Raw genomic sequence first — 26,250 nt, 5'->3', positions numbered from 1 at the left:
GTGGTCGACCACGTCTTCGTTCCTCAGGCAAGTCAGTCCGGGTTCCAGTGCCGACACTCGATAAAGTTTCCGTCGATCTGATGGTGGTTCTCGGGACCACCTCGATGCCGATCCACCAGGTGCTGCGGCTCAGCCGCGGCGCCATCATCGAACTGGACGCCACCGAAGCCGACGAGGTCAAGATCCTCGCCAACAATATGCCGATCGCTTCCGGCATGGTTTTGGTGGATCGCAACCGAATTGCGGTCGAGGTCAAACAGATGTTGCCGCGATCCCCAGATCGGCGGTGATCTGGCCTTGTGGCCTCTTCATTGTTTTGTTAAATGGGCGCCGTCGATCCGGTCGGCGATGCCCGAACCGGACCCAAGCGCTCGTGGCGGAATTGGTAGACGCGCTGCCTTGAGGTGGCAGTGAGTAAAATCGTGGGGGTTCGAGTCCCTCCGAGCGCACCACTTCCGTGCCGGCCCGCGTTGCTCGGCGCAATCCTTCCAAACAACCTGACGAACCGGTGTCGCGCATAAGATCTGTGAGGACATGGGCATTCGGATGCCGAAGCCTGATCGTCAGAACAGGCGGGGATCGAGGGCGAACGGCTCGATTGCTGCGATTCTGATCCGCTCGGCGTCAGGATGCCTGTGATTGATCAGAACATTCAGATCCGGCGATCCGTCGATCGGGACGATCGCCGATGGCACCCGCAGCAGCGGGGCTGAGAGCGAAGCCTGCCACGCATCACCGCGCTGCTGCGTCCAGCTCTCTCGACGTCCCCAATCCGCCGGAAGGGCGGAAACCGGCACGTCGTCGACCGACAAGTCGTCCGGGGCTTCGTAGCGCACCATCATCAGCTCAGGCAGCAACAGCGGGTCTTCGACGTGCACCAGCTTCTCCAGCACACAGAGAGCAGGCGATGTCGCGCAGTAGGTGATGGGCCGGCCGACAGTATTCCAGCGGCCGTCGAACAGCAGTCCATAACCGCCGCCGAACGTCCGAGCGTGACGGGCGAGAGACAGTCGCCACAGGCGCATCAGGCGGCAGCGCCCCAAGCGATCTTGCCGAGCACCACCTCGATCAGCCTGGCGCCAGCCTCGGTTTGTGCGACGGTCAGGGGTGTTTCGCCGTTCAGCTCAGCCAGAGGGCGGCGAAGCCAGAGGCTGGCCTTGTCCGCGCCGAAGGTGTCTTCGGCGAGGCTCTGAATGCGCAGCAGGCGGACGGCCCGGTCGGATTCGTCGATCGTGAGCGGCTGATTGCGCTCGGCGCGGTGTCGGCGGGTCCGCTGCGGGATGACGAACTGCTCGATTTCCTGATCGCTCAGCCCGGCGCGGCTCAATCCCTGGAGTGCGGCGAGGGGGAGGCGGTTGCGGACCACCATGGCCAACTCAGCCTGCGACCGAACCGTTGTGCCGAGCACCGGTTTGCCGCCGAGCTTATCCGCGACCGTTTCAATGATGGACATCGTCTGCCCCACCCATAGCGTCGGCAATGTGCCGTCAATCTAATGGCAAATTGCCGGACGGCAAGGGGTGGGTGCGGGGAACCGGGATCAGTGATTGAGCGGGCGAGGGCGGCTGCCGGCGTCGAGCGGGCCGCGCTGCAGGCCTTCCGAGGCGATGCCGACGCTGCCGGCGATCGGGCGTGCGGCAACGCCGACGTCGATCGGCATCGGCAGGCCGCTGGCGTCGCGGACGAGCTGCGGCGCTTCGCGGGCGGCACGTTCCGCTTTCACCGGGACCATCGCCCGGATGGCTGGGACGCTCCGTTCGGGAAGCGCGAACAGGCTCTGTGACGGCACCGGTAGGGTAATCAGGCTGTCGGCCGATTCGACCAGGGTCTGCCGCGGCCATGGCGAGCGCTGCGGCGTCGGCACCTGGCCACGCGCCAAACGATTCGACCGGATCTGGGCGCTGCCTGGAATCAGATGGTCGCGATCCAGGCCGATGTCGGCGAGTTCGGGGGCGGGCAGCATCTCCTCATTGGCGAACACGAAGCGCGGCACCTTCGGCCAGCGCACCTTCGCCACCGTCTCGGAAGCCGGATGCAGCCGCCACTCCTGCGGCTCGGTCGGCGTCTTCGGCAGCTCCGGCGTCGCCGCGACGACGTGCACGATCTTGTAGCCGCCCGCCTTCAGCGCCTGAAGGATGCGCGGCAGCGCCGCCACGGTGCGCGGCTGGATGTCATGCAGCAACATGATACCCTTGCCCTTTGCGGCCAGCCGGCTCATCGCCAGATGAAAAACGGTGTCGGGCGAGACGTGACGCCAGTCGTCGGCCGGGAAGTCGGCGCTCCACGCCTGAATGCCACGGGAGGCGAGGTATCCTTCGACCGCTTCGGCCCGCAACAGGCCGGGAATGCGGAAGAACGGCGACAGCGCAGCGCGGTCGCCACCGAGCGCGGCGAGCGTCGAGGCGATGCCTTCGTCGACCTCCTGCTGGGCCTGCTCCACCGACATCCGGTTGAAGCTCAGCGGATGGTTCTGGCTGTGGGTGCCGATGGTGTGGCCGGCGTCGCGCAGTTTGCGCACGCCGGCGGGAAACGTCGTCGCCATCCGCCCGACGACGAAGAACGTCGCCTTGACGCAGTCCTTGGCCAGGATGTCGAGAACCTGATTGCTTTCGCGCGGCAGCGGGCCGTCGTCGAATGTCAGCACCACCTCGTGGTCGCGCAGCGGCAGGGTCTCGCCGTACTGCATCGTGCCGATGCGCGGATGCTCGCGCGGATCGACGACCAGCGTGCGCGATGTGCCGAGCGCATCGGGGTTGCCGGGGCAGCTGGCCGCGCGGGCCTGTTGGGGCGGGAGGGTGAGAGCGGCGGCGACGCAGGCCGCACCAACGAAAGAAGAAATTCGCAACGAACGTTCAAACAACAGTGCACCGCCTTCACGCGACCGACAGCACGGTTCACGACGCCCGAATCCCAACCCGGACCGAAAAATAAAACCGCGTCATGAACGGCTGCTTAACCGTTCAAAGTTCCATGGCGATTCTGGGACGCGGGGCCGGCTCAGCGCGCAGTGCGGCCATGCGTATCCGACGCCACCGCGTGCCCGGCTTCGTCAGAGGGCACCACGTGCACGACGCGGTAGTTGTTTTCGCGGAGCCAGCGCAGGAACGCCGGCATCATCTCGGCGGTCTGCTTGCGCGGATCGTGAAACAGGATGATGCCGCGGCCGGTCGCCGTCAGCCGCTCGGTGATCAGCTTGAGCTGCTCGTCGGGCGTCATCAGATTCCAGTCGCTCGCCCACAGATCAGCACCAAATACCGGAATACCGCGCGCCTGCAGATCATCCAGCAGCGCCGGGGTGGATTCGAAATACGGGAAGCGGAAGAACCGGGTGGTCGCCACCGGAATGCCCTTGGCGCGCATCACCGCTTCGTCGGCCGCGATGCCGCGGTCGATCTCGGTGAGCGCATCGGCATGGCTCAGCGCCGACAGATGCTGATGGGTGTAGGTGTGGTGGCCGATGGTGTGACCGCCGGCCGCGATCCGTCGCACCATCTCGCCCATTTCGGAGGCTGGCTTGCCGACCAGGAAGAACGTGGCGCGGACGCATTCGTCGGCGAGCGCCTTCAGCACCGTCGGAGTCGTGGCGGCCGGACCGTCGTCGAAGGTCAGCACGACTTCGCGATCAGCAAGCGGCAGGGTTTGCGGAAAGCTCTTCAGGCCGACGCGCGGATAGGTCGCCGGATCGACGGTGAGCACCCGCGAGGTGCCGAGCGTGCCGGGGCGGGGGCACTCGGCGGCGTGAGCAGTCCCGCCGAGGGCGGCGAGGGCGACAAAAGCAGCTGCGGTGCGCGCGATGATCACGACACCCTCCGGGTTGGCGGATTGTTGGTGGGTGTCACGAATATCATTGCGCTTTGCTTCACCGATTGGTTATTGCCACGGGCATTCGCGCCGCCGTTCGACAGTGCATCTTGCCCGACGGCGCCCGATTTCTGCAACCAGTAAAACCCGCGGGAGCCCCCATGACCGACGACGTGGATGCGGTCGTGCGGCCCGATCTGGCCGCCCTCGATCCTGCGGCAATGCGGGATGACGATGGCGACCTCCGGGCCGAGTTCGTCGAGGCGGTGTCTCACGCCATCGCCGGCGAGGACGCGGGTTCGCTGCGGGCCGTGGTGTCCGAACTCCACGAGGCCGACCTCGGCGACCTGATCCGTGCGCTGGATTCCGACGAGCGGGTCCGGCTGGTGGAACTGACGGGCGCCGATTTCGACTTCTCCGCGCTCAACGAAGTCGACGAAACCGTCCGCGAGGAGATCCTCGAAGAGCTCGAGCCGGCGACCGTCGCGGAGGGCGTTCGCGAACTGGATTCCGACGACGCCGTCGAGCTACTCCAGGTGCTCGACGAAGAGGATCAGGATGAGATCCTCGATAAGCTGCCACCCTCCGAACGCGATGCGCTCGAGCGCAGCCTCGACTATCCGGAAAGCTCCGCCGGCCGGCGGATGCAGACCGATTTCATCGCCGTGCCGCGGGACTGGACCGTCGGCGAGGCGATCGACTTCATGCGCGAGACCGCCGAGCTGCCGGATCGTTTCTACGAGATCTACGTCGTCGACGGCGTCAATCACTGGCAGGGCGCGGTGTCGCTGGATCGGCTGCTGCGGTCGCATCGCAATGTGCCGTTGCCTGAACTGGTCGACGAGGACCGCCGCAAGGTGTCGGTGGACGATGATCAGGAGGAGGTCGCCCGCCTCTTCGGCAAGTACAACCTCGTCGCTGCCCCCGTGGTCGACGGCCAGAACCGCCTGGTCGGCGTCATCACCATCGACGACGTCGTCGATGTGATCGAGGAAGAGGCCGACGAAGACCTCAAGGCGCTGGGCGGCGTCACCAGCGACGAAGAACTGTCTGACCGGATGTGGACGATCGCGCGCGGCCGGTTCAACTGGCTGCTGGTCAACCTCGCCACCGCGTTCCTGGCGTCCTCGGTGCTCGGCCTGTTCGAAGATCAGCTGCAACAGATGGTGGCGCTGGCAGTGCTGGCGCCGATCGTCGCCAGCCAGGGCGGCAACGCCGCGACCCAGACCATGACGGTGGCGGTGCGGGCGCTGGCGACCCGCGAACTCGGCGCCTGGAACGCGGTACGGGTGGTGATGCGTGAGGCGCTGGTCGGCCTGGTCAACGGCGTCGCGTTTGCGCTGATCACCGGCATCGCGGCCTACGCCTGGTTCAGGGTGCCGGGCCTCGGCGTGGTGATCGGGCTGGCGATGATCTGCAATCTGGTCGCCGGTGCGCTCGGTGGTATCTTGATCCCGATGGCGCTGGAGAAAATGCGGGCCGACCCGGCCGTGGCCTCAGGCACCTTCGTCACCACCGTCACCGACGTGGTCGGCTTCTTCGCCTTCCTGGGTATCGCAACGCTGTGGTTCGGACTGAAGTAATCCTCTTCACGGGCTGTTAACGCTGTTGGCGGACGATTCCGTCCATGACCCAGATACAGCGGCTGCGACTGAAAGCGGACGGGCGGATCGTCGAACTACGCGACGGCCACGAGTTTCCGCTCGTGCCCAGTGGTGCCGAATCCGCCGGGCGCGGTTCGGAGCCTGAGCCGAAGGTACGCGACCTGCGGCTGCGGGCGGGCCTGACCCAGACCGAATTCGCCGCGCGTCTTGGCGTTCCGGTCGAGACCATCCGGAACTGGGAGCAGGGCAAGCGCAGCCCACGGGGACCTGCGCGTGCGCTGCTGACCGTGATCGCCCATACGCCCGATGTGGTGTTTGCCGCTTTGGCCGGTCGGCGGGAAGAAATTAGTCAGCTCGTCGCAGCGCCAGCGATTGGCAGCGAGTGCTGATCGGTTCATACTACTTCTGATCAGTCTGCGTACCCAAAATGCGGGACGATCGTCATGCAGACCGCCGACGCGCACTTCGTCGAAGCCCATGGGGCGAAGATTCCCCCAATCGGGCTCGGGACCTGGGAACTGAGCGGCCATAGCTGCGCGCGGATCGTCGAGCAGGCGCTCCGCCTCGGCTATCGCCATATCGACACCGCCCAGATCTACGAGAACGAGCGCGAGGTCGGGGAAGGCATTCGCAACTCCCACATCCGCCGCGATCAGCTGTTCGTCACCACCAAGGTCTGGACCACGCATTTCGCGCCCAATGACCTCATTCGCTCGGCCAAGGAGAGCTTAGTCAAACTGCGGCTGTCCGAGGTCGATCTCTTGCTGCTGCACTGGCCGAACGCGCATGTGCCGCTGGCGGAAACCCTCGGCGCTCTGTCGCAGGCCCGCGCGCTCGGCCTGACGCGGCACATCGGTGTTTCGAACTTCACGGTCGCGCTGCTCGCGGAGGCGGTCGCGGTCTGTCCGGCGCCGCTGGTGTGCAATCAGGTCGAGTACCACCCGTTTCTCGATCAGCAGAAGGTGCTCGCCGCCTGCGCGCTGTACGGCATGGCGCTGGTTGCCTACAGCCCGATCGCCCGCGGCAACGCCAAGAAGAGCGAAGTTCTCACCAGGATCGGCACCGGGCACGGCAAGACCGCGGCGCAGGTCTGCCTGCGCTGGCTGATCCAGCAGAACGTCGCGGCAATTCCGCGCAGTTCGCGGCTCGAGCGGCTGGCGCAGAACATCGACGTGTTCGACTTCGAATTGTCGGAAGCCGAAATGCAGGAGATCTTCACCCTCGGCAGTTCGAAGGGACGGCTGACCACGATGGCGACCGCCCCGGTGTGGGACTGAGCGCTACCCGCCGTTGACCTCGCCGCCGGAATAACGCACGTCGCTGAGACGACCTTCAGCGTGCCGGTGACCGATGTTCTTCCTACTCTCCAAGATCCTCGGCTTCTTCGTCCATCCGTCCAACACGATCGCGATGATCTGTGTGGCGGGCCTTGTGCTCGTGCTGACGCGCTGGTGGCGGGCCGGGCGGGCGCTCTTGATCGGCGGCGTCGTGCTGCTGCTGATCGCCGGTTACTCGCCGCTCGGCAACGTGCTGCTGCTATCGCTGTCGGAGCGGTTTCCGCCCTGGCACGAGGCCGGGCGCGCGCCGGATGGCATCATCGTGCTCGGCGGAGCGATCGATTCCGAACTCAGCGCGGCTCGCAACACCCTCGAACTCGACGCCTCGGCCGAGCGTGTCCTCGCTACGCTCGATCTGGCGCGGCGCTATCCGAAGGCGCGGATCGTCTATAGCGGCGGCAGCGGCAATCTGATCCAGCGCTCGGTCGCCGAAGCGCCGCTCGCCGGCGAACTGCTGGAGCGGTTCGGTCTGGCGTCGGATCGCGTGGTGCTGGAGGACAAGTCGCGGACCACCGCCGAAAACGCTGCCTATACGCGTGCTCTGGTGTCGCCGAAGCCTGGCGAACTGTGGCTGCTGGTGACGTCGGCGTTTCACATGCCGCGGTCGATCATCGCATTCCGTGCTGCCGGCTTCGACGTCGTGCCGTATCCGGTCGATTGGCGAACGCGCGGCAGCGAGGACGCGGCACGCACGTTCTCGACGCTGGCAGCAGGGCTCGCCCGCACCGACGTCGCCGTGCATGAATGGGCGGGGCTGCTCGCCTATCGGCTCGGCGGGAAGACGACATCGCTGCTGCCGTCGCCGTAAGCCACTCAGTCGTGGCGCGGCAGGCCGAGCCGGTACACGCCGCGGAAGTCGTTCGGATCCGCCGGCTTGCCCTTGCGATAGATCACCAGCCGGCCGTCCAGTGCCAAACCCACGGCGGCGCGCCGGATCGGCATCAGCAGGCCGTGCCAGTCACCTTCGGGGCGAAGAGCGTGCGCGATCTCCGGCGCGCTGAGCGTGCCGTGGCCGGCTTTGTTCAGTACGGCGAGGATGTCGTCTTCGAGGGCGGAGACAGGCGAGGCGGGGGCAGGCGCCGAATCGTGAGGGGTCATGGCAATGCAGTGCCGCAATGGCCGGCGCGCCGCAACCTCGACCGATTGACAGTCGCTCCGGCCGTGGATTGATTGCCGAGGGACGCATCGCTGCGGGGATGAAGGGAGTTTTCGGCCATGGCGCGGACGCTGGTGATCGGCAACAAGAACTACTCATCATGGTCGATGCGGCCGTGGATCGCGCTGAAGGCGACTGGGATCACGTTCGATGAGGTGGTGATCCCGCTCTACACCGGCGACGCCGACAAGCGCCGCATCCTCGCCTTCACGCCGGCCGGCAAGGTGCCGGTGCTGGTCGACGGCGATGTCACGATCTGGGATTCGCTGGCGATCATCGAATACGCCGCCGAGCGCTTTCCCAAGGCACAGCTCTGGCCCGACGATGTCGCCGCGCGGGCTCACGCACGGTCGGTGGCGGCCGAGATGCACTCCAGCTTCGCCGCGCTGCGCAACGAGTGCGGCATGAACATCCATCGGCCGGTCGGTGCCAAGCCGCTGTCGGATGCGGCGCGCGCCGACATCGCCCGGGTCCAGGAGATCTGGACCGACTGCCGCAACCGCTACGGCCGTTTCGGGCCGTATCTGTTCGGCCACTTCAGCGGCGTCGATGCGATGTTCGCGCCCGTGGTGCACCGGTTTCGCACCTATGCGGTCGAGCTCGACCCGATCGCGCAGGGCTACATGGAGGTGATGATGGCGCTGCCGGCATTCCAGGAATGGACTCAGGCAGCCCTTGCTGAGACCTGGATCATCGACAAATTCGAGACCGATTGAGCTGCGGAAGGGGATTCATTCCCAAGCCCCCTCGGTTCCCGGCCTTCGGGCGCCTAGATCGCTGAAAAACAAGCAAAATCGGGGCGCCAGCCATGCGTGATTCACTGGCCAGGAGAGCGTCTTGCGTGCTATAAGCGCGCGGGGTTTGGGGGGAGCCGATCACACCCGGCAACAGGGATCGGATCGGTATTCAAGTGGCGCAGGAGTTGAGCGTTGAAGCACAAGTTCGTGGTAGGTGAATCCGTCTATTTTACCGCCAGCAACGTTGCCCGTCCGGCAGCCAGCGGCATGTACGAAATCGTCCGTCTGCTCCCGACCGATGGGTCTGATTGCCAGTATCGTATCAAGAATATCTCCGAGGCGTTCGAACGAGTCGCCAAGGAGAGCCAGCTCAGCATCTGCTGAGCCCCGCATCGTCTTTCTTCCAAAGACATAACAGCCTCTGAGATCATCATCGCTGTCCTGACGTCCCTCCGGGGGCAGGGGACAGCGATCTCGGGGCCGCGTTTCGCCAAGTCTTGCGCCCATTTTGGTCGTAAAGCCGGTGTTGACTCGCCGGATCGGCGCTCAGGGGACAACGCGCATGGATTGGGCTGCTTGGTCGACTTGGCTCGACCAGATTCTGCATTCACCAAATTTTCCGATGTGGGCCACCGTCGCGGTTGCGGCATTCGTGGCGCTGTTGGTGCTGGTCACGTTGCTGCGGGCCGACAAGTCGGTCGCTAACGGCGCGCTGGTGGCGATCACCATCGGCGCGATCGGGCTGGCGGGCTATTCGGCATTTCGGGGCTTTGGCAGCTCGGGGGGCGGACAGGCCGCGGGGGAGGCGCGCGATCCGATCGCCAAGGCGATGCCGGCACTGGCCTGCGTCGACGACCTTGCCGGCGATATGGTTCTGGCAGCCTGCGAGAAGGCGCTATTCAGTTCGCCCGAGACTGTCGCGGCCGCGGTGTCCTATGCGTCGGCCCGGCTGGCGCGGCTCACCGCCCTCGGTGACATCGCCGCCGCCGACAAGCAGATGACGCCGGAGCTGGCCCGGCTGCGCCGCGCGATCGAGCGCGACCGCTATGGGCTGATTGCCTATGTGCTGTCGTCGCAGGACCGCTGCCAGCCGACCGACTGCGCGGCATTCCGGTCGCTCACCGATTCCAGCCGGATTGCGGCGAATATCGGCGACCATCTCTACGAGACCACCCTGACCCGTTACGCCCCGAGCTGGGGCGGCCTGCCGATGACCGCGGCCGGCGCAGGGCAGGTCCCGGCGGCTCCTGCTGGGGCTGCGCTCCCGGTGCCGGGCGCCACGCCGGCGCTCGCTGGCGTCACCGAAGCGCCGAGCGGTAAGCCGACCGATATCGACTTCCCAACCTCGGCCTCAATTCCGCCCGTCAGTATCATGACGGAGCCCGCGCCGGCCAAGCCGGCGGCGGCTGCCGCCACCAACGCCAAGAGCGCCCCGGCGGCGAAGAAGCCCCCGGCGCCGCCAGCTGCGGCCCAGGCGTCGGCCACCCACAATGCGGCTGGGGCGGCTGCCGCCAATCCTCCGCCCGCCAAGAGGCCGCCCGCTCCACCGAAACCGAAGCCACCTGCGCCGGTCCAGCTTGCGCCGGAAGAGGCTCCCGCGGAAAACTGAGCGGCGGCATTTTTTAGGAAGCGAGACAGACGACCTCGATGGCTCTGCATTTGATCAAGCTCGCGGTGGGCTGCGAGTCGGTGAAGGATCTGACCGAGCGGGTGGCGGAGCGCGCCAGATCGGGTGGGCGGCATATCCACATCACCCGCATGGTGCCGAAGCGCGATGCGGAGCTGCTCGACGGCGGCTCGCTGTATTGGGTGATCCGCGGTGAGATCGCGGCGCGCGAAAAGCTGATCGCGATCGAGCCGTTTCGCGATGGTGAAGGTGTCAGCCGCTGCCGCCTGGTGCTGGAGCCGGAGGTGCACCCGGTCAGCCCGCGGCCGATGCGGCCGTTCCAGGGCTGGCGTTATCTCACCGCAGCGGACGCGCCGCAGGACCTCGGCAAGGCTGCCGAGGGGATCGCGGCGATGCCGGAAGCGATGCGCCGCGAGCTGCGCGAACTCGGGCTGCTGTAGGCGTAGGGCCCGTGTGTCTTACACCGCGATATTGTCGATCAGCCGGGTCTTGCCGAGCTTGGCAGCGACCAGCAGCCGGATCGGACCTTCCTTGGCGGATTTGATCGGCGCCAGCGTCTCGGCGTGGCGCGCCTCCAGGTAGTCGAGCACGAAGCCGGCTTCGGTGATCAACTCGGCGCCCGCAGTCAGCGACGACTCGATGCTCTTGCCCGCCTTGATCCGCTTCGCGACCTCTTTCATCGCCCGATACAGGGTGGGTGCGATCGCGCGCTCCTCAGCCGACAGGTAGACGTTGCGCGACGACATCGCGAGGCCGTCGCGCTCGCGCACCGTCGGTGCGCCGATCACCTTGACGCCGAGGTCGAGATCGGCGGCCATCCGCGTCACCACGCGGAGCTGCTGGAAGTCCTTCGAGCCGAAGATCGCGACGTCCGGCCGGCACTGGATGAACAGCTTGCCGACCACGGTGGTGACGCCGCCGAAGAAGTGCGGGCGGAAGCGGTCTTCAAGGCCGGCGACGGCGGGGCCTTCGGTCGAGATCTTGGAGGCGAAGCCGTCCGGGTACATCACCTTGACGTCGGGATTCCAGATCAGGTCGACGTTCTCTCCCGCGAGCTTGGAGGCGTCGGCCTTGAAGGTCCGCGGATACGAGCCGAAGTCCTCGTGCGGGGCGAACTGCGTCGGGTTCACGAACACCGAGACCACCACCTTGTCGGCGCGTCGTTTCGCCAGGCGAACCAGCGACAGGTGCCCGTCGTGCAACGCCCCCATGGTCGGCACCAACGCCACGCTGGCGTTGCGCTTGCGCAGCTCGGCAAGCGCGCGGCGAAGGGCGGGGAGAGTGCGGGCGACAACGGGAGGACGGGACATCGAAGGCTCGATCGCGGTCAGCGGAGACAAGCCGCTCCAGGCGGCGGCGGAAAGGAATCCGATCTTATCAAGCCCCGGCGCTGACCGCCACCAGGGCGGCCCGCCACAGAGGTCGGCCAAGGCGCCCCGTTAAGCTTGATCGCGACCACTCGGCGCGCGGCAGATTCATGATGAAGCGCGAAGCCGCTTCCGTCGCGGCCCGTCTTACGCAATTTGCTTGACCCTCGACATGGCCGATTTGAAGATCGGCGACGAAAGGGAGATCGATGCTGATTGAGGCCCCCGAAAGTCAGTCCGGCCCGGCGCGTGTGATCGTGCTCGGCAACGAGAAGGGCGGCTCCGGAAAATCGACGCTGGCGCTGCACATCGCGGTAGCGCTGCTGAAGGCTGGTCAGCGGGTCGCGACGATCGATCTCGATTGCCGGCAGCGCAGCTTCACCCGCTACATCGCCAATCGCCAGGCTTGGTCGCAGCACGCGCACCTCGATCTCGAACTGCCGGACCATTGCTGCCTGACCCTCGGCGAGACCATGCAGGTCGCCGACAATGAAGCCGACGAGTTTCAGCAATTCGCCGACGCTGTCGCGGCCGTCGAGCACGATCACGACTTCATCGTAGTCGATACGCCGGGCTCGGATAGTTATCTGATGCGGCTGGCGCATTCGATGGCCGATACGCTGGTCACGCCGATCAACGACAGCTTCCTTGATTTCGATGTGCTCGGCGGTGTCGATCCAACGACCTTCGAAGTCACCGGCGCAAGTCACTACGCCGCGATGGTGATCGATGCGCGGCGCCGGCGCCGCCAGCTCGACGGCTCGGACACTGACTGGATCGTGGTGCGGAATCGTCTGTCGACGATCGGATCGCGAAATAACCAGATGGTCGCTGCCGGCCTGAAAGAGCTGGCGATGCGGATCGGCTTTCGGCCGCTCGATGGCTTTGCCGAACGGGTGGTGTATCGCGAGTTCTTTCCGCGCGGCCTGACGGCGCTCGACAACCTCGATGCCGCGACGCTCGGTACGCGTCCGAGCATGGGGCACGTCACCGCGCGCGAGGAGGTGACGGATCTGCTGCGGCGGCTGAAGCTGCCGCTCGACGAGCGCGGCCGCCGCCGTGCCGCCAACCGCGCCGAGTGGTTCGCTCAAGCCGGGACGCCGCTCGAACTTCACGACATCGTCGGCGTGTAGTTCAAATTTTACCCAATTTTCTTCATTCTTTGGTCGGACATCAAAGCGGCGCCCGCAGTCATCCGATGTCGCTGCCGCACCCTCCTGAGAAATTTCGAATTCGTACAACCCGTTGAACGGCGAAAACTATTCCGATCGGCCGCGGCTTTGTGCAGTTGCACAAGGAGGGGGCGCAAATCCGCTAATCTTTGATCTTCCTGTCATATGACTGTGATTTATAGTCGTATGGTCGATCATCCTGGGCATGGGGCTGCTGATCGACTCAGGATGGATGATGACCCGCGGAATCACAGTTCTGCTGGCGCTGTGCCTCGTCTCGGCCGTCGCTTACTTCACCGCCTCGAAATGGGCGATCCGGCATCAGACGCTGACGTTCTACGATGCTTCGCGTCAGCGACCGGTCGAGATCGACATCGCAGTTCGCCGTGACAAGGAGATGCAGGCCGAAGGCGGCCTCGCAGAGCTCCCGGTTGCGGTGCTCAATCACGGTAACACCGTGAAATTCACCGAGTACTCGTTCCTCGCCAATCTGTTCGCCGCTCGCGGTTATCTGGCGATCAGCATTCAGCACGATCTGCCGATTGACGGGCCGCTGGTGACAAAAGTCGGCGAGCCTTACGTCGGCCGACTGCCTGTGTATGAGAAAGGCGTCGCCAATATCGATTTCGCCGTTACGCAGCTGAAGACCATTCTGCCGAATGCCGATTATCGCCACCTCACCATGGTCGGGCATTCCAATGGCGGCGACATTTCGATGTACTACGCCCATCTGCATCCCGAGCTGATCCGGCGGGTGGTGACGCTGGATAATCTGCGGGTGCCGTTCATGATCGATGGCAAATTCAAGACGCTGACGTTCCGGTCCGAAGACCCGGTGTTCAAGACCGACCCTGGCGTGGTACCGGCGCAGGAGGTCTGCGACAAAGCCGGCATCACGGTGGTCAACACCCAGTTTCAGCACACCGAGATGAGCGATCGCGGGCCGACGAGTGTCAAGAATGCGATCGCGGATTCGCTCGATCGCTTCCTCGACGATGGCACCGCATCGATCAAGCCGAAGCCGGTGCCGCGCGGCCCGAGCGCGGTGGCCTCGGCCAAATAGGGAAGCCGCCGCTGGCGGGCGTTGACGCTCGATCCCGCCGTCTCCACATAGGTCTCGCTGTTCCAGAGCGAGCCCTGATGTCCCGCGAGCCGACCACAACTCCATCCCAAACGACCGTCCGCGACAACGGCACGGCGACGCCTGCGCCGTCGTCGTCCGCGGAGATTGCCGCCTTCGTCGCGAAAGCGCGCGCGATGGCACCGAATGCCGCTGGCGCCCGCGGTCGCCTGGTGTTCGCGCTCGATGCCACGATGAGCCGGCAGCCGACCTGGGACATGGCCTGCGCGCTGCAGGCCGACATGTTCCGCGAGGCAGAGGCGATCGGCAGTCTCGATATCCGTCTGGTGTACTATCGCGGCTTCAACGAGTGCCGGGCCTCGACCTGGATCTCGTCGAGCGCTGAACTGGCGCGGCTGATGGGCAAGATCGATTGCCGCGGCGGGCATACCCAGATCGGCCGCGTGCTGTCCGACGCCCGCAAGGAGGCGATTGCTGCCGGGGTCCGTGCCATCGTGTTCGTCGGCGACGCCATGGAAGAGCAGGCCGACGATCTCTGCGCCAAGGCGGGCGAGCTCGGTATGCTCAAGGTCCCGGTGTTCGTATTTCAGGAGGGCGTCGATCCGGTCGCCGAGCAGACCTTTCGCGAGATCGCGCGGCTGAGCGGTGGGGCGTGGTGTCGCTTCGATCCAGGCGCTGCGGCGCAGCTCCGCGAGCTGCTGCGCGCCGCTGCTGCGTATGCGGCCGGTGGGCGCGAGGCGCTGCAGCGGCTGGCCGCGAGCGGCGGCGGCGCTGCGCTGCTGCTCGGGCAGATGCGATAGCCGCGCGCGATCCGGCGCCGGTGCTTTTTCTCCCCGACCAACTTATATTCCGGCCATGCCTACGTTGATTGCCGGCGCCATCGCCGTTTTCGTGCTCTACACGCTGCTGCAGATGTTCCGGTCGGCCAACCCGGCGGTGCTGGCGCGGGCGCTGAAGATCGCCGGCGGCATCGTCACCCTGGCGGCGGCGCTGTTTACCGGGGTCAAAGGCGAACTCGCGGTCGCAATCCCGCTCGGCCTGTTCGGCGCCGGGCTGCTCGGCTGGGCGCCGCTGCAGAATGCCGGCTTCGGCAATCTCGGCGGCTTGTTCGGAGGCCTCGGCGGGCGCTCGCGAGGCCAAGCCTCGACGGTGCGGTCGCAGTATCTGGAAATGGTGCTGGACCACGACAGCGGTGCGATGACCGGGCGGATCCTGGCCGGCCCCAATGCCGGCCGCTCGCTCGACGAATTCGACCTCGGCCAGCTCGCGGCGATGCTGGCCGGCTTCGATGCCGAGAGCTGTGCGCTACTTGAAAGCTATCTGGACCGCCGGTTTCCCGCTTGGCGTCAGAACGCGCATGGAGATGCGGCAGGGGGGCAGCGTAGCCAGGCGTCGGGCAGCAAAATGACGACCGAGGAAGCCTATGAGATCCTTGGCCTGCAGCCGGGAGCGGGGCCGGACGAGATCGGACGCGCCCACCGCACCCTCATGAAGAAATTGCATCCCGACCAAGGGGGGTCGACGTACCTTGCCGCCCGGGTAAACGCGGCCAAGGATACCTTGCTTCGAACGCATCGCAGCTAACTCCAGCAACGCAACTTTACGCTACAGACTGCGAGTGCCCTGATCCCGAATTGACGCCCGGGTTGCCCGCCGCTTCGGCGTGGCTGTTGATTCAACTTTTATCGATCAATCCTTGACGAGTGGTTTCGCCGTGTTCCCGTCGTGCGAGATCGTTCGGTTCGATGCCGGCGCGGCGTTGGAGAGCATGAGCTCCGCATCTTCCGCCAAGTCCCCAGCGGCGCTGTGACGCCAAACGAAAAACGCGGCCGGGAGGGCCCGGCCGCGTTCGTCTTCTTCGATATTGGAAAGATCAGTTCTTGATGGTGAAGCAGGAGATGTCGGAGCGCTTCAGCTTGCGGCACACCGCTTCGGCTTCATCACGTTCCAGTCCGGCAAAGCGGGCGCGATACAGCTTGCGGTCGCCCCGGGTGGTCACGGTCTCGGTGAACGGATCAGCCTTGCCGAGCAAGCCGCTGGCGCGTTCGCGGGCGGCATCGAGGCGCTTGCGGGCCTCCGGTTCGCTTTCCAGCGCGCCGACCTGAATGATCCAGCCGCTGTGGGCGACGGTCTTGATCGCGCCGTTCTGCTGAACCGCCGGAGCCGCTGGGGGCGGAGCCGCCGGGGCGGGGTCGGCATAGGCCATCGCCTGCGAGTGCTTCGGCGCCATGTTGCCGGGCAGCACGCCGAGGATGCCCTGGCCGGTGCCGTGGCCGGCCGGCTGCTGGATCGCTTCGGGGCGGGCTTCGACACCGGCGACCGCGGCGTTGGAAGTTTCGGCCGGATCCTGGCGGGGCGACGGGATGGCGTTGGTGACGGGAGGGGCGGCGACGGCAGAAGCGAGCTTGATCGGGGCGGATTTGACCTGGACGGTCTTGACCCGGACCGGCTTCATCGGCTCGGCCGAGCCGGGAATGATCTGCAGCGGCTTGGATTCCAGGCTGCCGCTGTTGAACGGGCCGGGCTCCGGCTTGGCTTCCGCTTTCGGCTCAGGCGCAGCGACGGAGCGGGTCATCGGCGCGGCGGGGCGGGGGACCGGGACAACGGCGGCTTCCGGGGCGGCGGAGGCGACCTGAACGGCGCCCTGCACCTGAACCGCCGGCGCCGGACGGGTATCCTCGGCGACCTCGGTCTCGTCCGAGCCGGGCGAGCGCTCGCTGATGGCGGCAACGGTGCGGCGCGTCGCGCCCTTTTCCAGATTCTCGGCCAGCAGGTTGCGCATGATGGCGTCACGCGAGCCGCCGCTGCGGCCGCCGAGCACGACGCCGACCAGGAAGCGGTTGCCGCGGTGCATCGAGGTGACGAGGTTGAAGCCGGAGGCGCGGGTGTAACCGGTCTTGATGCCGTCGACGCCTTCCACATTGCCGAGCAGGCGATTGTGGTTGCGAATGGCGTGGCCGCGATAATTGAATACGGAGGTCGCGAAGTAGCGGTAGTAGCGCGGGAAGCGGTCCTGGATCGCGCGGCCGAGGATCGACTGGTCCCGCGCGGTGGTGACCTGCTCGTCGTTCGGCAGGCCGGAGGCGTTACGGTACACGGTGCGCGACATGCCGAGCGCCCGCGCCTTGCGGGTCATCAGCTTGGCGAAGTCGGACTCGCTGCCGCCGACGGTCTCGGCGATCACCACGGCGGCGTCGTTGGCCGAGCGCGTCACCAGGCCCTTGATGGCGTCTTCGACCCGCAGCGTCGAGCCGGGGCGCAAGCCGAGCTTGGTCGGTGCCTGCTCGGAGGCGTGCTCGGAAACTTCCATCTCGCTGTCGAGGCTGAGTTTGCCCTGTTCGAGCTTCTCGAACAGCAGGTACAGCGTCATGATCTTGGTCAGCGACGCCGGATGACGGAGGCTGTCGGGGTTGGTGGCGGTGAGAACCGCACCGGTGTTGCCGTCGACGATGATCGAGGCGAAGGCGGGGTTGTAGCTGTTGCGCTCGACGTGATGGCGGGCGTGATGATGACGATGCCGCTTCCGGGCGTCGGCTGTGTCGGTTGTAAAGATCACCGCGGCTGAGATCGTCGCCAAGCCGAGCACGCAAACTCGCAGCGCGCGCGAGCTGAAGGAAATATTGCGGTGCATGAACGTCCCCGTCCGATCTTTCATCATTCACCGGGCCGTGAGGCAAAATTAAGCCCGTGCGGTCCGGTGACGTTGGAATCCAGCGTTGGAATCACTCGCTTGCCCGGCACCAGCGGCAGCTCCCGATCGATCGGGTAAGCGGCTGAATTGACGCGGCTTTTCGTGGCGAGCGCAAATGTTTAGGGATTCAGGTTAGGAGCGGGCGGTTTCGAAAAGGTTAAGCATCTGTTGCGTTGATGCCGAGGATTCGCCGGATTGGTATCGCAGTGCAGCATGTTCCGCTACCCCGGGCTGAGCTCGGGGTAGTGGCTGGACGCCGGACTCGGGATGAGCAGGCGGGCCGGATCGGCCGCAGCCTACTTGGCGACGCGGAGCTTGGACAGCGAGGAGCCGATCTGGGCGAAAGCCGTCCCGATGCCGCTAGACGTCGTGGTCGAAAAGAAACTGCCGCTGTCTGCGCAGTATTTCAGTACCGACGACTCCGGGTCGCCATCGGTGTTCACCTGGATCGTGTAAATTAGGACCGGGTTGGTGTTGGTCGCCGACGCCCGGATGTTGTCGCACAGAATCCGCTGACGCGCGTCGATCTGGCCGTTGTACTGGACTTGCCCGTTTCCGTAGCTGGGCCAGCGGTCCATCGTGTTCAGGCCATCCGACAGCAGAATGATCGCATCGGTGTACTTATAGTTGGAGTCCTTCGCCGGGGTGTTCAGCGGAACTCCCGACTGCAGCGAGAGCCAGGCCCAGTGCATGCCGATCGGCTGATTGGTGCCGCCGCCTGCAGTGAACGCGTCGATCTTGTTCTTCAGCGTCGTCGCATTTCCCGATGAGTAGATCGACGTCATCGGCGTGATCTCCGGAGGGCAGACCGATGAATTGAGCAACTGGTAACGTGCGGGAAAGCGCTTCGGATCGGTCGTCGGCGCGTCCTTAGTGGTGTCCGCGGGTTGATCGCGGTCGGCCACGCAGCCCTTCCAGATGTTGGTGCTGGTATAGGGGGTCCATGTCCGGCCGTTATTCCGGCAATCCGTTTTGCTGTAGTAAGTGACGTTCGACCACCAGACGGTGCTGCAGCTGCCCTCGTATTCCGGCCAGTCGTCCCATTTCAGCCAGGTGGCGTTCTTGTTGCTGAGGCCGACGTTGACCATGTGCGCGAACGGCACGATCGAAACGTAGACGTCGTCTGCCGACTGAGTACTGGCGCGGAGTGTGTCGATGAGGCTCTTAGCGGCCGTCTTCATGGCGTCGAGTTTGCCGTCATCGGCCATCGACCCGGTGACGTCGAGCGCCATCGCGACACGGAGGCGGGTCCCGCCCCAGGTCGTCGTGGTCGATGATCCGATCGCCATCGTTTGGAAGCCGAGGATTTTCATGAACTGAGTTGGGACCGAGCCTTGGCCGCTCATCGCAATGGTGGAGGAGCCGGAGCTGTCCTTCGCCGTATAGGTCGCGGTCACGGTCACTGCGCCGGACTCTTTATTGGTGTAGAGGCTGTTGAAGTAAGTCTGCGCCTTGCTCGACACCTGGTCGGGGGTGATGGCGCCGACGCCGAGATCGCGCGACAGCATCAGGGCGGCCGAATCGAGCGCGTTTTGCAGGGAGGTGCGGGCGTTGTTGGCGCGCGAATAGTCCACAGCCATGCCGATGAAGCCGAGCAACGGCACCAGCGCCAGGGCGAAGATCACTGCGATATTGCCCCCGTTCGCCTGCGGGAAGCGGCGCGCCGCGCGCGTCAGTTGGGCGGCAAGGGAGATCATAGACATATCGGCACCGATCCTGGCTCTTCGCGGGGCAAGATCGGGCGGTATGGATAAACGCCGCGTAAAATGAATCTCAGAAACTCGCTAAACTGCGCCATAAATGCCGCGAAGCCGGGCGTTTTGCTTGCTGGTCCGTCACCGCGGTGGGCCGGATTTGCCCGTTTCTTCTAACGCCCGGTTAACTCTGCGGCCTCCAACGGCGAGGCTTGGCCTGCGCCCAGGCTAGGTGTGCCTCCGGGATTTCCGCGCTTGCAGCAAAACCGCACTCGACCCATATTTACCGTATTCCGCCGCTGCGTCGTGCCGGGAGCCGCTGCGCTGTGGGCGTGGTCGGCATTTGCGCGCTGACCGCAGGTCGCGGTTCCGGCGTCTGGGAAGTTCCCTGGGGATTTAAATACCGAAAGCCATGCTGCAACCTTCTCTAAGCCACCCCGCTGCCGGCCCTGCCGGCGACCGAATGAACCGGCCGCGCGCGATGGCAGGCGACGGGGGCCGTTCCGGCCCGAGCACGCCGTCGACCTCGGTCATCACCAAGACCAAGCCGCGCACCAAGCGCCCCAATCTCTATCGCGTGCTGATCCTGAACGACGACTACACGCCGATGGAGTTCGTGGTCCACGTGCTGGAGAAGTTCTTCCAGATGGACGTCGAGGCCGCCACCAAGGTGATGCTGCACGTCCATCATCACGGCATCGGGGAGTGCGGCGTTTTCACCTACGAGATCGCCGAGACCAAAGTGACGCAGGTGATGGATTTTGCCCGCAAGCATCAACATCCTCTTCAGTGCGTCATGGAGAAAAAATAGCAGCGGGCGTGTCGCCAAACTCGGAACAGGTTTTGCATTGGTCCAAGCTGGCGGGTTTTCCCGGACTTGCTGGGTGGACGGACTGATACGGAACCAGTCTTTCGCGATCAGGTTTGGACACTATATCTGGAAAGGTTGTTGTTGCGTCACGGTGCAGCGGCGATCATGATCAGCGGGGGACACAGAGGACGAGATGCCGACATTTTCCCAAAGCCTTGAGCAATCCCTCCATCGTGCGCTCGCCATCGCCAACGAGCGTCACCACCAGTACGCAACCCTCGAACATCTGCTGTTGTCTCTGGTCGACGATTCCGACGCGGCCGCGGTGATGCGCGCCTGCAGCGTCGATCTCGACAAGCTGCGCACCAGCTTGGTCAACTATCTCGAAACCGAGTTCGAGAATTTGGTGACCGACGGATCTGAGGACGCCAAGCCGACCGCCGGCTTCCAGCGCGTGATTCAGCGCGCCGTGATCCATGTGCAATCCTCGGGTCGTGAGGAAGTGACCGGCGCCAACGTGCTGGTCGCGATCTTCGCCGAGCGTGAAAGCCATGCCGCGTACTTCCTGCAGGAGCAGGACATGACGCGCTACGATGCAGTCAACTACATCAGCCACGGCATCGCCAAGCGTCCCGGCGTGTCCGAAGCTCGCCCGGTGCGCGGTGTTGACGAAGAGACCGAGACCAAGGGCGGCGACGACTCCAAGAAGAAGGGCGACGCGCTCGAGACCTATTGCGTCAACCTCAACAAGAAGGCCCGCGACGGTAAGATCGATCCGGTGATCGGGCGCAATGCCGAGATCAGCCGCGCGATCCAGGTGCTGTGCCGCCGGCAGAAGAACAACCCGCTGTTCGTCGGCGAAGCCGGCGTCGGCAAAACGGCCATCGCCGAAGGTCTCGCCAAGCGCATCGTCGACGGCGAGGTGCCGGAGGTGCTGTCCGCCGCCACCGTGTTCTCGCTGGACATGGGCACGCTGCTGGCAGGTACGCGCTATCGCGGTGACTTCGAGGAACGCCTCAAGCAGGTGTTGAAGGAGCTCGAAGCGCATCCGAACGCGATCCTGTTCATCGACGAGATCCACACCGTGATCGGTGCCGGTGCCACGTCCGGTGGCGCGATGGATGCCTCGAATTTGCTCAAGCCTGCCTTGGCTTCGGGCACCATTCGATGCATGGGCTCGACCACCTATAAGGAATACCGTCAGCACTTCGAGAAGGACCGCGCTCTGGTGCGGCGTTTCCAGAAGATCGACGTCAACGAGCCGACGGTCGAAGACGCGATCGCGATCCTGAAGGGGCTGAAGCCTTACTTCGAGGACTACCACAAGCTGAAGTACACCAACGAGGCGATCGAATCCGCGGTGCAGCTGTCGTCGCGCTACATCCATGACCGGAAGCTGCCGGACAAGGCGATCGACGTCATCGACGAGTCGGGCGCGGCGCAGATGCTGCTGTCCGAGAACAAGCGCAAGAAGACGATTGGTATCAAGGAAATCGAAGCCACCGTCGCGACGATGGCGCGGATCCCGCCGAAGAGCGTGTCGAAGGACGACGCCGAGGTGCTCAAGCATCTCGAGCAGACTCTGAAGCGCGTAGTGTTCGGTCAGGACAAGGCGATCGAGGCGCTGTCGGCGTCGATCAAGCTGGCGCGTGCCGGCCTGCGTGAACCGGAGAAGCCGATTGGCTGCTACCTGTTCTCGGGCCCGACCGGCGTCGGCAAGACCGAAGTCGCCAAGCAGCTCGCGTCGACGCTCGGCGTCGAACTGCTGCGCTTCGATATGTCGGAGTACATGGAGCGGCATACCGTGTCGCGTCTGATCGGCGCGCCTCCCGGCTATGTCGGCTTCGACCAGGGCGGCCTGTTGACCGACGGCGTCGATCAGCATCCGCACTGCGTGGTGCTGCTCGACGAAATCGAGAAGGCGCATCCGGATCTGTACAATGTGTTGCTGCAGATCATGGATCACGGCCGGCTCACCGACCACAACGGCAAGCAGGTCAACTTCCGCAACGTCATCCTGATCATGACCACGAACGCGGGTGCGGCGGATCTGGCTCGGCAGGCGTTCGGCTTCACGCGCAACAAGCGGGAAGGCGACGACCACGAGGCGATCAACCGGCAGTTCGCGCCGGAATTCCGCAACCGTCTCGATGCGATCGTGTCGTTCGCGCATCTCAATGCCGACGTCATCGGCATGGTGGTGGAGAAGTTCGTGCTGCAGCTCGAAGCTCAGCTTGCGGACCGCGACGTCACCATCGAGCTGTCCGAGCCCGCCAAGGCGTGGCTGGTGCAGCATGGCTACGACGAGCAGATGGGTGCCCGGCCGATGGCCCGGGTGATCCAGGAGCACATCAAGAAGCCGCTGGCCGACGAAGTGCTGTTCGGCCGGCTGAAGGGTGGCGGCCACGTCAAGGTCGTGCTGGTCAAGGACGACGCCGTCGCCGGTGTCGAGCTGGAGAAGATCGGCTTCGAATTCCTCGACGGCCCCGTGACGCCGAAGCCGGAAAATCTGCCCGGCAAGAAGCGTGGCGGCTCGGCCCGCAAGGCCAAGGTGAAGGATCAGGTCGAGAAGGCCTGATCTGAAACCAACGATCTCAATCAGCGAGGCCGGCGAGCGATCGCCGGCCTCGTCGTTTGTGGAGCTAACAGGCGCTACTCCGGTGACCGCGTCGGTGACGGTCCGGCCGGCGACGGCTGCTCGTCCGGCGGCGGCGCGGCGGGCGCCTCCGGCTTCTCGGGTTCGGCCACAGCAGGCGGAGCAGATGGCTGCGCAGGCGCCGTTGCGGCCGGTGCGGCAGGCTCTGCGGCCTCGGGCGGAGCAGGCTGAGTTGCCTCTGGAGCGGCAACAGGCGGGCTAGGTGGGGCTGGCGCTGGTGCAGGCGAAGGCGGTGTCGGCGCAGGTGCCACGCTGGGCGCCGGCGGCGCAGCGGAGGCCGGAGGCGGTAGCACCACGCCGTCCGGCGGGATCATGGCCCAACCGTAGGCCTTCAGCTTGCCGCCGCCGAGCGGCAGCACCATGGTGCCGAATACCGGGGGCGCATTGCCGAGTGCCGTCCGATACGGCGCCGGCAGCTCGTCGGTGCGTTTGAATTCGTCCGTGCTCCACACCACCAGGGTGCCGGAGCGCTTCAGCCTGTCCGCGGTGATCCAGGGGCTCTTGGCAAAATCGGCGTCGATGAACACCGATGGCCGCGGCGAGGCATAGGCTGCGACGAAGCCGGCCTCGCGCGTGCTGCCGGTGACGATTTCAAGCGGGTGGGTGGTCCGGCTCTTCCACACCGACTGCATCGCTTTCGACAGCGCCTTGGCCGGATACAGCTCGGTCGGCACCGGCCCGCTGCCGTAGGCGCGGGAGTAGGTCGAGGTCGCATAGCCGATCGGGACGCCGAACAGCACCAGCATCCAGGCGGCGATCGCGAGGCGCGGCGCGCGGATCGTCAGCCGGGCCGGCAGCAACGCCACCAGAGCCAGACCTGAGAACGCCACCAGTGCGCTGCCGGTGTAGGCGCCGATCGTGAACCAGCCGAACACGCTGCCGAGCCCGACCAGCATCGACGGCAGCACTGCCGCTGCGGCCAGCAGCGAGCGATCGAACGCGCTCGGAGCAGTGAGTTTGAGGTCCGCCGGCTCCCCCTGCAGCGGCAGCCGCGGGACGAAAGCGAGGCCGGCGATGACGATCAGTCCGAGGTTGAGCCCGACCTGGCCGAACACGAAAGCGAACGCCGCACTGATCCGCGGCCACAACCCTGTCGCTCCGTCGTCCGCGACAGGCGAGGCGATCTGGGCCTGCGCCAGCCACATCAGGTGCGGCAGCAGCACCACGAAACAGGCGCCCGCGGCGACCGCCACGCCACTGGTCGCCAGCCGGCGGCGACCATCTGCGGTCAGCACCAGATGTCCGATCAGCACGAGGACGAGTGCAGCACCGGCATGGTTAGTCGAGATCAGCAGCGCAGCGGCAATGCCGAGCCCGATCCAGCTCGACCGCGCGCCGCCGAGTACGGCGCGGCGATAAAGTAACACCACAGCGACCGCAAAGGGCAGGCTGGCGATCGCCGGATCGTAGGCGGTGACCTGCGGGCCGAAGCAGCCGATCAGGATGGTGAGCGCCACAGCGAGCGTCGCACCGCTGGGGCCAAAGATCGAGGCGCCAAGGCGCCACAGCAGCGCCAGCGTCATCAGCGCGGAGCCCAGCGCGAGCAGAAGCTGTGCGCCGTTCCAGCGTCCGGTGGCGAGTGAAGCGAGTTCGGTCAGCCACGGCGCCAGCGGCGGATACTTCCAATAGCCGCCCTGCAGCTCGCTGCCGAACAGCGCCATTTCGTAGCCGACGGCGGGCAGTCCGGGGAAGCTGATGGCGCTGATGAACCACAGCGTGCCGTACAGGCCGAGCACCCATAGCAGCAGCCGCTGCGGACGGTTGCGCAGCATGTCGAAAAGACTGTCGCAGGCGCCGAGCAGCAGCGTCAGCGGCAGGAAGCTGGCGCGCGCAGCGGCGGGCCGCGCGGTCGCCGCAGGAGCCGCGGCGGGCGCTGGCGCAATCTGTCCGGTCCCGCGCGCGGGCTTGGCCGGTTTGATCTGCGGTTGCTTCGGCTTCGGACCAGCGGTTGGTTTCGGCGCGCTCTGCGGTTTGACAGGCGGCGGCACAAGGCGCGGCTCGGCGGTGGCCGGTGCCGGCTTCGCGGCCGTAGGCTCAGCGGTGACCTGATGCGCGTCGTCGCTCGACGCAGCCGCGGCTTCATCGTCCGGCGGCAACGCTCGTGCAGCGGCGGCCGGTCGCGGCTGACCGCCGTGATGCTTCTTCTTCGGCCGGCGCTGTTTTGGTTGTTTGCGCTTGATGGTCGTCGTCCCCTGGCGAGTCCGAACCTGCGGTATCGATGCCGCGGTTCGCGCGTGGCGTTTCGAATCGACGTTTTAGTCCAACGGGTCGACCAGGCAATTGCCGGAAAGACGAGGCGACAACGAGGCTTGCGGTATCGCTGCGCCGTTTCGACCCAGACTCTCGCACAGCTTTTGGCATCGGCCGCAGCGCTGGCATTCGGATCAGTTTCGGCCATCATGCGTTCCCGAAACTGCGTCGTGAATTGCTAGTCCGTTGCCTGGGTGAGTCAAGGAATGCGGCCGTTGAAGGGAAACCGCGCATGATCCGGCCGCCTTGGCTTGCGCCCGTTGCGGCCGCGCTGACCTTGCTCGCCTGCGCGACCGTGCATGCTAAGGATACCCCACAGCCAAAGACGGACGCCGCCGCGCCGCCGGCTGCGGCCGAGCCGAGCAAGCCCGCACCTGCCGCGGACCATGCCAAGCCTGCTGCAGAGCCCAATCAAGCCACACCCGGCGACAAGCCGGCCGATGCCACCGACAAGGGCGGAGACTCCGGTACGCGGGAGTCGATCTGCCTGATGATCGAATCCGCCGCCAAGGCGCACGATTTGCCGCTGGAATTTTTCGCCCGGGTGATCTGGCAGGAGAGCCGGTTTCAGCCGGATGCCATTGGCCCGGTCACGCGCAGCGGCAAGCGTGCGCAAGGCATCGCCCAGTTCATGCCCGGCACGGCCAGCGAGCGGCGGCTGCTCGATCCGTTCGATCCCGTGCAGGCGCTGCCGAAGTCGGCCGAATTCCTCAAGGAGCTGCGCGATCAGTTCGGCAATCTCGGGCTTGCAGCCGCCGCCTATAACGCCGGGCCGCGCCGGGTGCAGGAATGGCTCGCCGGGACTGGCGGCATGCCGCTGCAGACGCGGGACTACGTGTTCGCGATCACCGGCAGTTCGGTCGACGACTGGGCCAAGGCGGGACGTGCCGCAAAGCTGCCGGAGACCAAGGCAGACACCGATTGCCGCACGCTGATGGCGCTGTTGAAGCGGGCGCCGAATCCGTTCGTCGCCGAGCTCGAACAACGTGTGAAGCTCGGCGCCGATCGGCCCTGGGGTGTGCAACTCGCCGCCGGGTTCAATCGCAACCGCGCGCTGGCGAGCTACGCGCGAGCGATGTCGCGGCTGAGCGGTGTGATCGGCGAGCGTGACCCGACATTGCTGAGCGGCCTGTTCCGCAGCCGCGGGACCCGGCCGTTCTATCAGGTGCGGATTGGCGCCGACACGCGCGGCGAAGCGGACGATCTGTGCAAGCAGATCCGCCGAGCCGGGCAGGCGTGCCTGGTGCTGCGCAATCGAGGCTGACG

25 protein-coding genes and 1 tRNA gene are annotated in these 26,250 nt (G+C 65.6%); 17 read left to right on the top strand and 9 right to left on the bottom strand.

Going from position 1 to position 26,250, the window contains the following annotated elements:
• The first annotated feature begins 47 nt into the window (after positions 1-47).
• Both VRZ08_RS12345 and VRZ08_RS12340 read left to right on the top strand, forming a co-directional pair.
• Positions 48-290: a FliM/FliN family flagellar motor switch protein gene (locus tag VRZ08_RS12345; protein ID WP_011158713.1), complete on the top strand. Its 243-nt coding sequence runs from the start codon at positions 48-50 to the stop codon at positions 288-290.
• 77 nt (positions 291-367) lie between these two features.
• A tRNA-Leu gene (locus VRZ08_RS12340) sits at positions 368-452 on the top strand.
• Between the two features lie 111 nt (positions 453-563).
• On the opposite strand, the gene VRZ08_RS12335 is transcribed toward VRZ08_RS12340, so the two are convergent.
• The 4 genes from VRZ08_RS12335 to VRZ08_RS12320 form a co-directional block, all read right to left on the bottom strand.
• Complete coding sequence (locus VRZ08_RS12335) at positions 564-1,025, bottom strand: RES family NAD+ phosphorylase (RefSeq protein ID WP_414532708.1); 462 nt, start codon at positions 1,023-1,025, stop codon at positions 564-566.
• On the bottom strand, positions 1,025-1,453 hold the full coding sequence (locus VRZ08_RS12330) for an antitoxin Xre/MbcA/ParS toxin-binding domain-containing protein (RefSeq protein WP_414532707.1): 429 nt from the start codon (positions 1,451-1,453) through the stop codon (positions 1,025-1,027). The genes VRZ08_RS12335 and VRZ08_RS12330 overlap by 1 nt, the downstream gene beginning before the upstream one ends.
• A gap of 87 nt (positions 1,454-1,540) precedes the next feature.
• Positions 1,541-2,860 carry a polysaccharide deacetylase family protein gene (locus VRZ08_RS12325; RefSeq protein ID WP_414532706.1) on the bottom strand — a complete coding sequence of 440 codons (1,320 nt, stop codon included), beginning with the start codon at positions 2,858-2,860 and terminating at the stop codon, positions 1,541-1,543.
• Between the two features lie 137 nt (positions 2,861-2,997).
• Positions 2,998-3,801 carry a polysaccharide deacetylase family protein gene (locus tag VRZ08_RS12320; protein WP_414532705.1) on the bottom strand — a complete coding sequence of 268 codons (804 nt, stop codon included), beginning with the start codon at positions 3,799-3,801 and terminating at the stop codon, positions 2,998-3,000.
• Between the two features lie 161 nt (positions 3,802-3,962).
• On the opposite strand from VRZ08_RS12320, the gene mgtE reads away from it, so the two are divergent.
• The 4 genes from mgtE (at position 3,963) to VRZ08_RS12300 (ending at position 7,550) form a co-directional block, all read left to right on the top strand.
• Entirely contained in the window at positions 3,963-5,384 is a 1,422-nt protein-coding gene (gene mgtE / locus VRZ08_RS12315) for a magnesium transporter (RefSeq protein ID WP_414532704.1), read from the top strand.
• A gap of 53 nt (positions 5,385-5,437) precedes the next feature.
• A complete protein-coding gene (locus VRZ08_RS12310) occupies positions 5,438-5,794 on the top strand; it encodes a helix-turn-helix domain-containing protein (protein WP_414532764.1) in 357 nt (118 codons plus the stop codon).
• 54 nt (positions 5,795-5,848) lie between these two features.
• Positions 5,849-6,682: an aldo/keto reductase gene (locus VRZ08_RS12305; protein WP_414532703.1), complete on the top strand. Its 834-nt coding sequence runs from the start codon at positions 5,849-5,851 to the stop codon at positions 6,680-6,682.
• A 73-nt stretch (positions 6,683-6,755) separates the two neighbouring features.
• A complete protein-coding gene (locus tag VRZ08_RS12300; protein ID WP_414532702.1) occupies positions 6,756-7,550 on the top strand; it encodes a YdcF family protein in 795 nt (264 codons plus the stop codon).
• Between the two features lie 5 nt (positions 7,551-7,555).
• On the opposite strand, the gene VRZ08_RS12295 is transcribed toward VRZ08_RS12300, so the two are convergent.
• Entirely contained in the window at positions 7,556-7,840 is a 285-nt protein-coding gene (locus VRZ08_RS12295) for a DUF3253 domain-containing protein (RefSeq protein ID WP_414532701.1), read from the bottom strand.
• A gap of 117 nt (positions 7,841-7,957) precedes the next feature.
• On the opposite strand from VRZ08_RS12295, the gene VRZ08_RS12290 reads away from it, so the two are divergent.
• The 4 genes from VRZ08_RS12290 (at position 7,958) to VRZ08_RS12275 (ending at position 10,702) form a co-directional block, all read left to right on the top strand.
• Positions 7,958-8,614, top strand: a complete 657-nt coding sequence (locus tag VRZ08_RS12290; protein ID WP_414532700.1) for a glutathione S-transferase family protein — start codon at positions 7,958-7,960, stop codon at positions 8,612-8,614.
• Between the two features lie 213 nt (positions 8,615-8,827).
• Entirely contained in the window at positions 8,828-9,019 is a 192-nt protein-coding gene (locus VRZ08_RS12285; RefSeq protein WP_107345008.1) for a hypothetical protein, read from the top strand.
• A 178-nt stretch (positions 9,020-9,197) separates the two neighbouring features.
• A complete protein-coding gene (locus VRZ08_RS12280) occupies positions 9,198-10,244 on the top strand; it encodes a hypothetical protein (RefSeq protein ID WP_414532699.1) in 1,047 nt (348 codons plus the stop codon).
• A gap of 38 nt (positions 10,245-10,282) precedes the next feature.
• On the top strand, positions 10,283-10,702 hold the full coding sequence (locus VRZ08_RS12275; protein ID WP_414532698.1) for a DUF1489 family protein: 420 nt from the start codon (positions 10,283-10,285) through the stop codon (positions 10,700-10,702).
• 18 nt (positions 10,703-10,720) lie between these two features.
• Here the strand turns inward: VRZ08_RS12275 and panC are convergent, their stop codons facing one another.
• Positions 10,721-11,572: a pantoate--beta-alanine ligase gene (gene panC / locus VRZ08_RS12270; RefSeq protein ID WP_414532697.1), complete on the bottom strand. Its 852-nt coding sequence runs from the start codon at positions 11,570-11,572 to the stop codon at positions 10,721-10,723.
• A gap of 266 nt (positions 11,573-11,838) precedes the next feature.
• On the opposite strand from panC, the gene VRZ08_RS12265 reads away from it, so the two are divergent.
• From VRZ08_RS12265 to VRZ08_RS12250, 4 genes are all read left to right on the top strand, one after another.
• Complete coding sequence (locus VRZ08_RS12265; protein WP_414532696.1) at positions 11,839-12,762, top strand: division plane positioning ATPase MipZ; 924 nt, start codon at positions 11,839-11,841, stop codon at positions 12,760-12,762.
• Positions 12,763-13,036: 274 nt separating this feature from the next.
• Positions 13,037-13,864 (top strand): alpha/beta fold hydrolase, encoded by an 828-nt coding sequence (locus VRZ08_RS12260; protein WP_263988838.1) that lies wholly within the window; start codon positions 13,037-13,039, stop codon positions 13,862-13,864.
• A 77-nt stretch (positions 13,865-13,941) separates the two neighbouring features.
• A complete protein-coding gene (locus VRZ08_RS12255) occupies positions 13,942-14,682 on the top strand; it encodes a VWA domain-containing protein (protein WP_414532695.1) in 741 nt (246 codons plus the stop codon).
• A gap of 55 nt (positions 14,683-14,737) precedes the next feature.
• Positions 14,738-15,466 carry a DnaJ domain-containing protein gene (locus tag VRZ08_RS12250; protein ID WP_414532694.1) on the top strand — a complete coding sequence of 243 codons (729 nt, stop codon included), beginning with the start codon at positions 14,738-14,740 and terminating at the stop codon, positions 15,464-15,466.
• 289 nt (positions 15,467-15,755) lie between these two features.
• Here the strand turns inward: VRZ08_RS12250 and VRZ08_RS12245 are convergent, their stop codons facing one another.
• Positions 15,756-17,513, bottom strand: coding sequence for a serine hydrolase (locus tag VRZ08_RS12245; protein WP_414532693.1), 1,758 nt, complete (start codon positions 17,511-17,513; stop codon positions 15,756-15,758).
• Between the two features lie 356 nt (positions 17,514-17,869).
• Positions 17,870-19,276, bottom strand: a complete 1,407-nt coding sequence (locus VRZ08_RS12240; RefSeq protein WP_414532692.1) for a pilus assembly protein TadG-related protein — start codon at positions 19,274-19,276, stop codon at positions 17,870-17,872.
• Between the two features lie 472 nt (positions 19,277-19,748).
• On the opposite strand from VRZ08_RS12240, the gene clpS reads away from it, so the two are divergent.
• Both clpS and clpA read left to right on the top strand, forming a co-directional pair.
• Positions 19,749-20,078 (top strand): ATP-dependent Clp protease adapter ClpS, encoded by a 330-nt coding sequence (gene clpS / locus VRZ08_RS12235; protein WP_041810535.1) that lies wholly within the window; start codon positions 19,749-19,751, stop codon positions 20,076-20,078.
• Between the two features lie 193 nt (positions 20,079-20,271).
• Positions 20,272-22,656 carry an ATP-dependent Clp protease ATP-binding subunit ClpA gene (clpA, locus tag VRZ08_RS12230; protein ID WP_107344999.1) on the top strand — a complete coding sequence of 795 codons (2,385 nt, stop codon included), beginning with the start codon at positions 20,272-20,274 and terminating at the stop codon, positions 22,654-22,656.
• 74 nt (positions 22,657-22,730) lie between these two features.
• Here clpA and VRZ08_RS12225 read toward each other — a convergent pair whose 3' ends face one another.
• Positions 22,731-24,830: an ArnT family glycosyltransferase gene (locus VRZ08_RS12225; protein ID WP_414532691.1), complete on the bottom strand. Its 2,100-nt coding sequence runs from the start codon at positions 24,828-24,830 to the stop codon at positions 22,731-22,733.
• 386 nt (positions 24,831-25,216) lie between these two features.
• Here VRZ08_RS12225 and VRZ08_RS12220 point away from each other — a divergent pair, with 386 nt between their 5' ends.
• A complete protein-coding gene (locus VRZ08_RS12220) occupies positions 25,217-26,248 on the top strand; it encodes a transglycosylase SLT domain-containing protein (protein ID WP_414532763.1) in 1,032 nt (343 codons plus the stop codon).
• Positions 26,249-26,250: the final 2 nt, after the last annotated feature.

It is taken from the genome of Rhodopseudomonas sp. G2_2311 (assembly GCF_047501505.1).
GTDB lineage: Bacteria > Pseudomonadota > Alphaproteobacteria > Rhizobiales > Xanthobacteraceae > Rhodopseudomonas > Rhodopseudomonas palustris_H.
Note: the sequence above shows the minus strand (reverse complement) of the source record. Positions and strands in the feature narration are given on the sequence as shown.

Excerpts from the sequence above, each read along its gene's own strand:
- VRZ08_RS12335 (WP_414532708.1), bottom strand. The coding sequence starts at position 1,025 with ATGCGCCTGTGGCGACTGTCTCTCGCCCGTCACGCTCGGACGTTCGGC.
- VRZ08_RS12220 (WP_414532763.1), top strand. The coding sequence starts at position 25,217 with ATGATCCGGCCGCCTTGGCTTGCGCCCGTTGCGGCCGCGCTGACCTTG.
- VRZ08_RS12260 (WP_263988838.1), top strand. The coding sequence starts at position 13,037 with ATGACCCGCGGAATCACAGTTCTGCTGGCGCTGTGCCTCGTCTCGGCC.
- VRZ08_RS12245 (WP_414532693.1), bottom strand. The coding sequence starts at position 17,513 with ATGCACCGCAATATTTCCTTCAGCTCGCGCGCGCTGCGAGTTTGCGTG.
- VRZ08_RS12330 (WP_414532707.1), bottom strand. The coding sequence starts at position 1,453 with ATGTCCATCATTGAAACGGTCGCGGATAAGCTCGGCGGCAAACCGGTG.
- VRZ08_RS12280 (WP_414532699.1), top strand. The coding sequence starts at position 9,198 with ATGGATTGGGCTGCTTGGTCGACTTGGCTCGACCAGATTCTGCATTCA.
- VRZ08_RS12250 (WP_414532694.1), top strand. The coding sequence starts at position 14,738 with ATGCCTACGTTGATTGCCGGCGCCATCGCCGTTTTCGTGCTCTACACG.
- panC (WP_414532697.1), bottom strand. The coding sequence starts at position 11,572 with ATGTCCCGTCCTCCCGTTGTCGCCCGCACTCTCCCCGCCCTTCGCCGC.
- VRZ08_RS12240 (WP_414532692.1), bottom strand. The coding sequence starts at position 19,276 with ATGTCTATGATCTCCCTTGCCGCCCAACTGACGCGCGCGGCGCGCCGC.
- VRZ08_RS12275 (WP_414532698.1), top strand. The coding sequence starts at position 10,283 with ATGGCTCTGCATTTGATCAAGCTCGCGGTGGGCTGCGAGTCGGTGAAG.
- VRZ08_RS12290 (WP_414532700.1), top strand. The coding sequence starts at position 7,958 with ATGGCGCGGACGCTGGTGATCGGCAACAAGAACTACTCATCATGGTCG.
- VRZ08_RS12300 (WP_414532702.1), top strand. The coding sequence starts at position 6,756 with ATGTTCTTCCTACTCTCCAAGATCCTCGGCTTCTTCGTCCATCCGTCC.
- VRZ08_RS12265 (WP_414532696.1), top strand. The coding sequence starts at position 11,839 with ATGCTGATTGAGGCCCCCGAAAGTCAGTCCGGCCCGGCGCGTGTGATC.
- VRZ08_RS12255 (WP_414532695.1), top strand. The coding sequence starts at position 13,942 with ATGTCCCGCGAGCCGACCACAACTCCATCCCAAACGACCGTCCGCGAC.
- mgtE (WP_414532704.1), top strand. The coding sequence starts at position 3,963 with ATGACCGACGACGTGGATGCGGTCGTGCGGCCCGATCTGGCCGCCCTC.
- VRZ08_RS12305 (WP_414532703.1), top strand. The coding sequence starts at position 5,849 with ATGCAGACCGCCGACGCGCACTTCGTCGAAGCCCATGGGGCGAAGATT.
- clpS (WP_041810535.1), top strand. The coding sequence starts at position 19,749 with ATGGCAGGCGACGGGGGCCGTTCCGGCCCGAGCACGCCGTCGACCTCG.
- clpA (WP_107344999.1), top strand. The coding sequence starts at position 20,272 with ATGCCGACATTTTCCCAAAGCCTTGAGCAATCCCTCCATCGTGCGCTC.
- VRZ08_RS12295 (WP_414532701.1), bottom strand. The coding sequence starts at position 7,840 with ATGACCCCTCACGATTCGGCGCCTGCCCCCGCCTCGCCTGTCTCCGCC.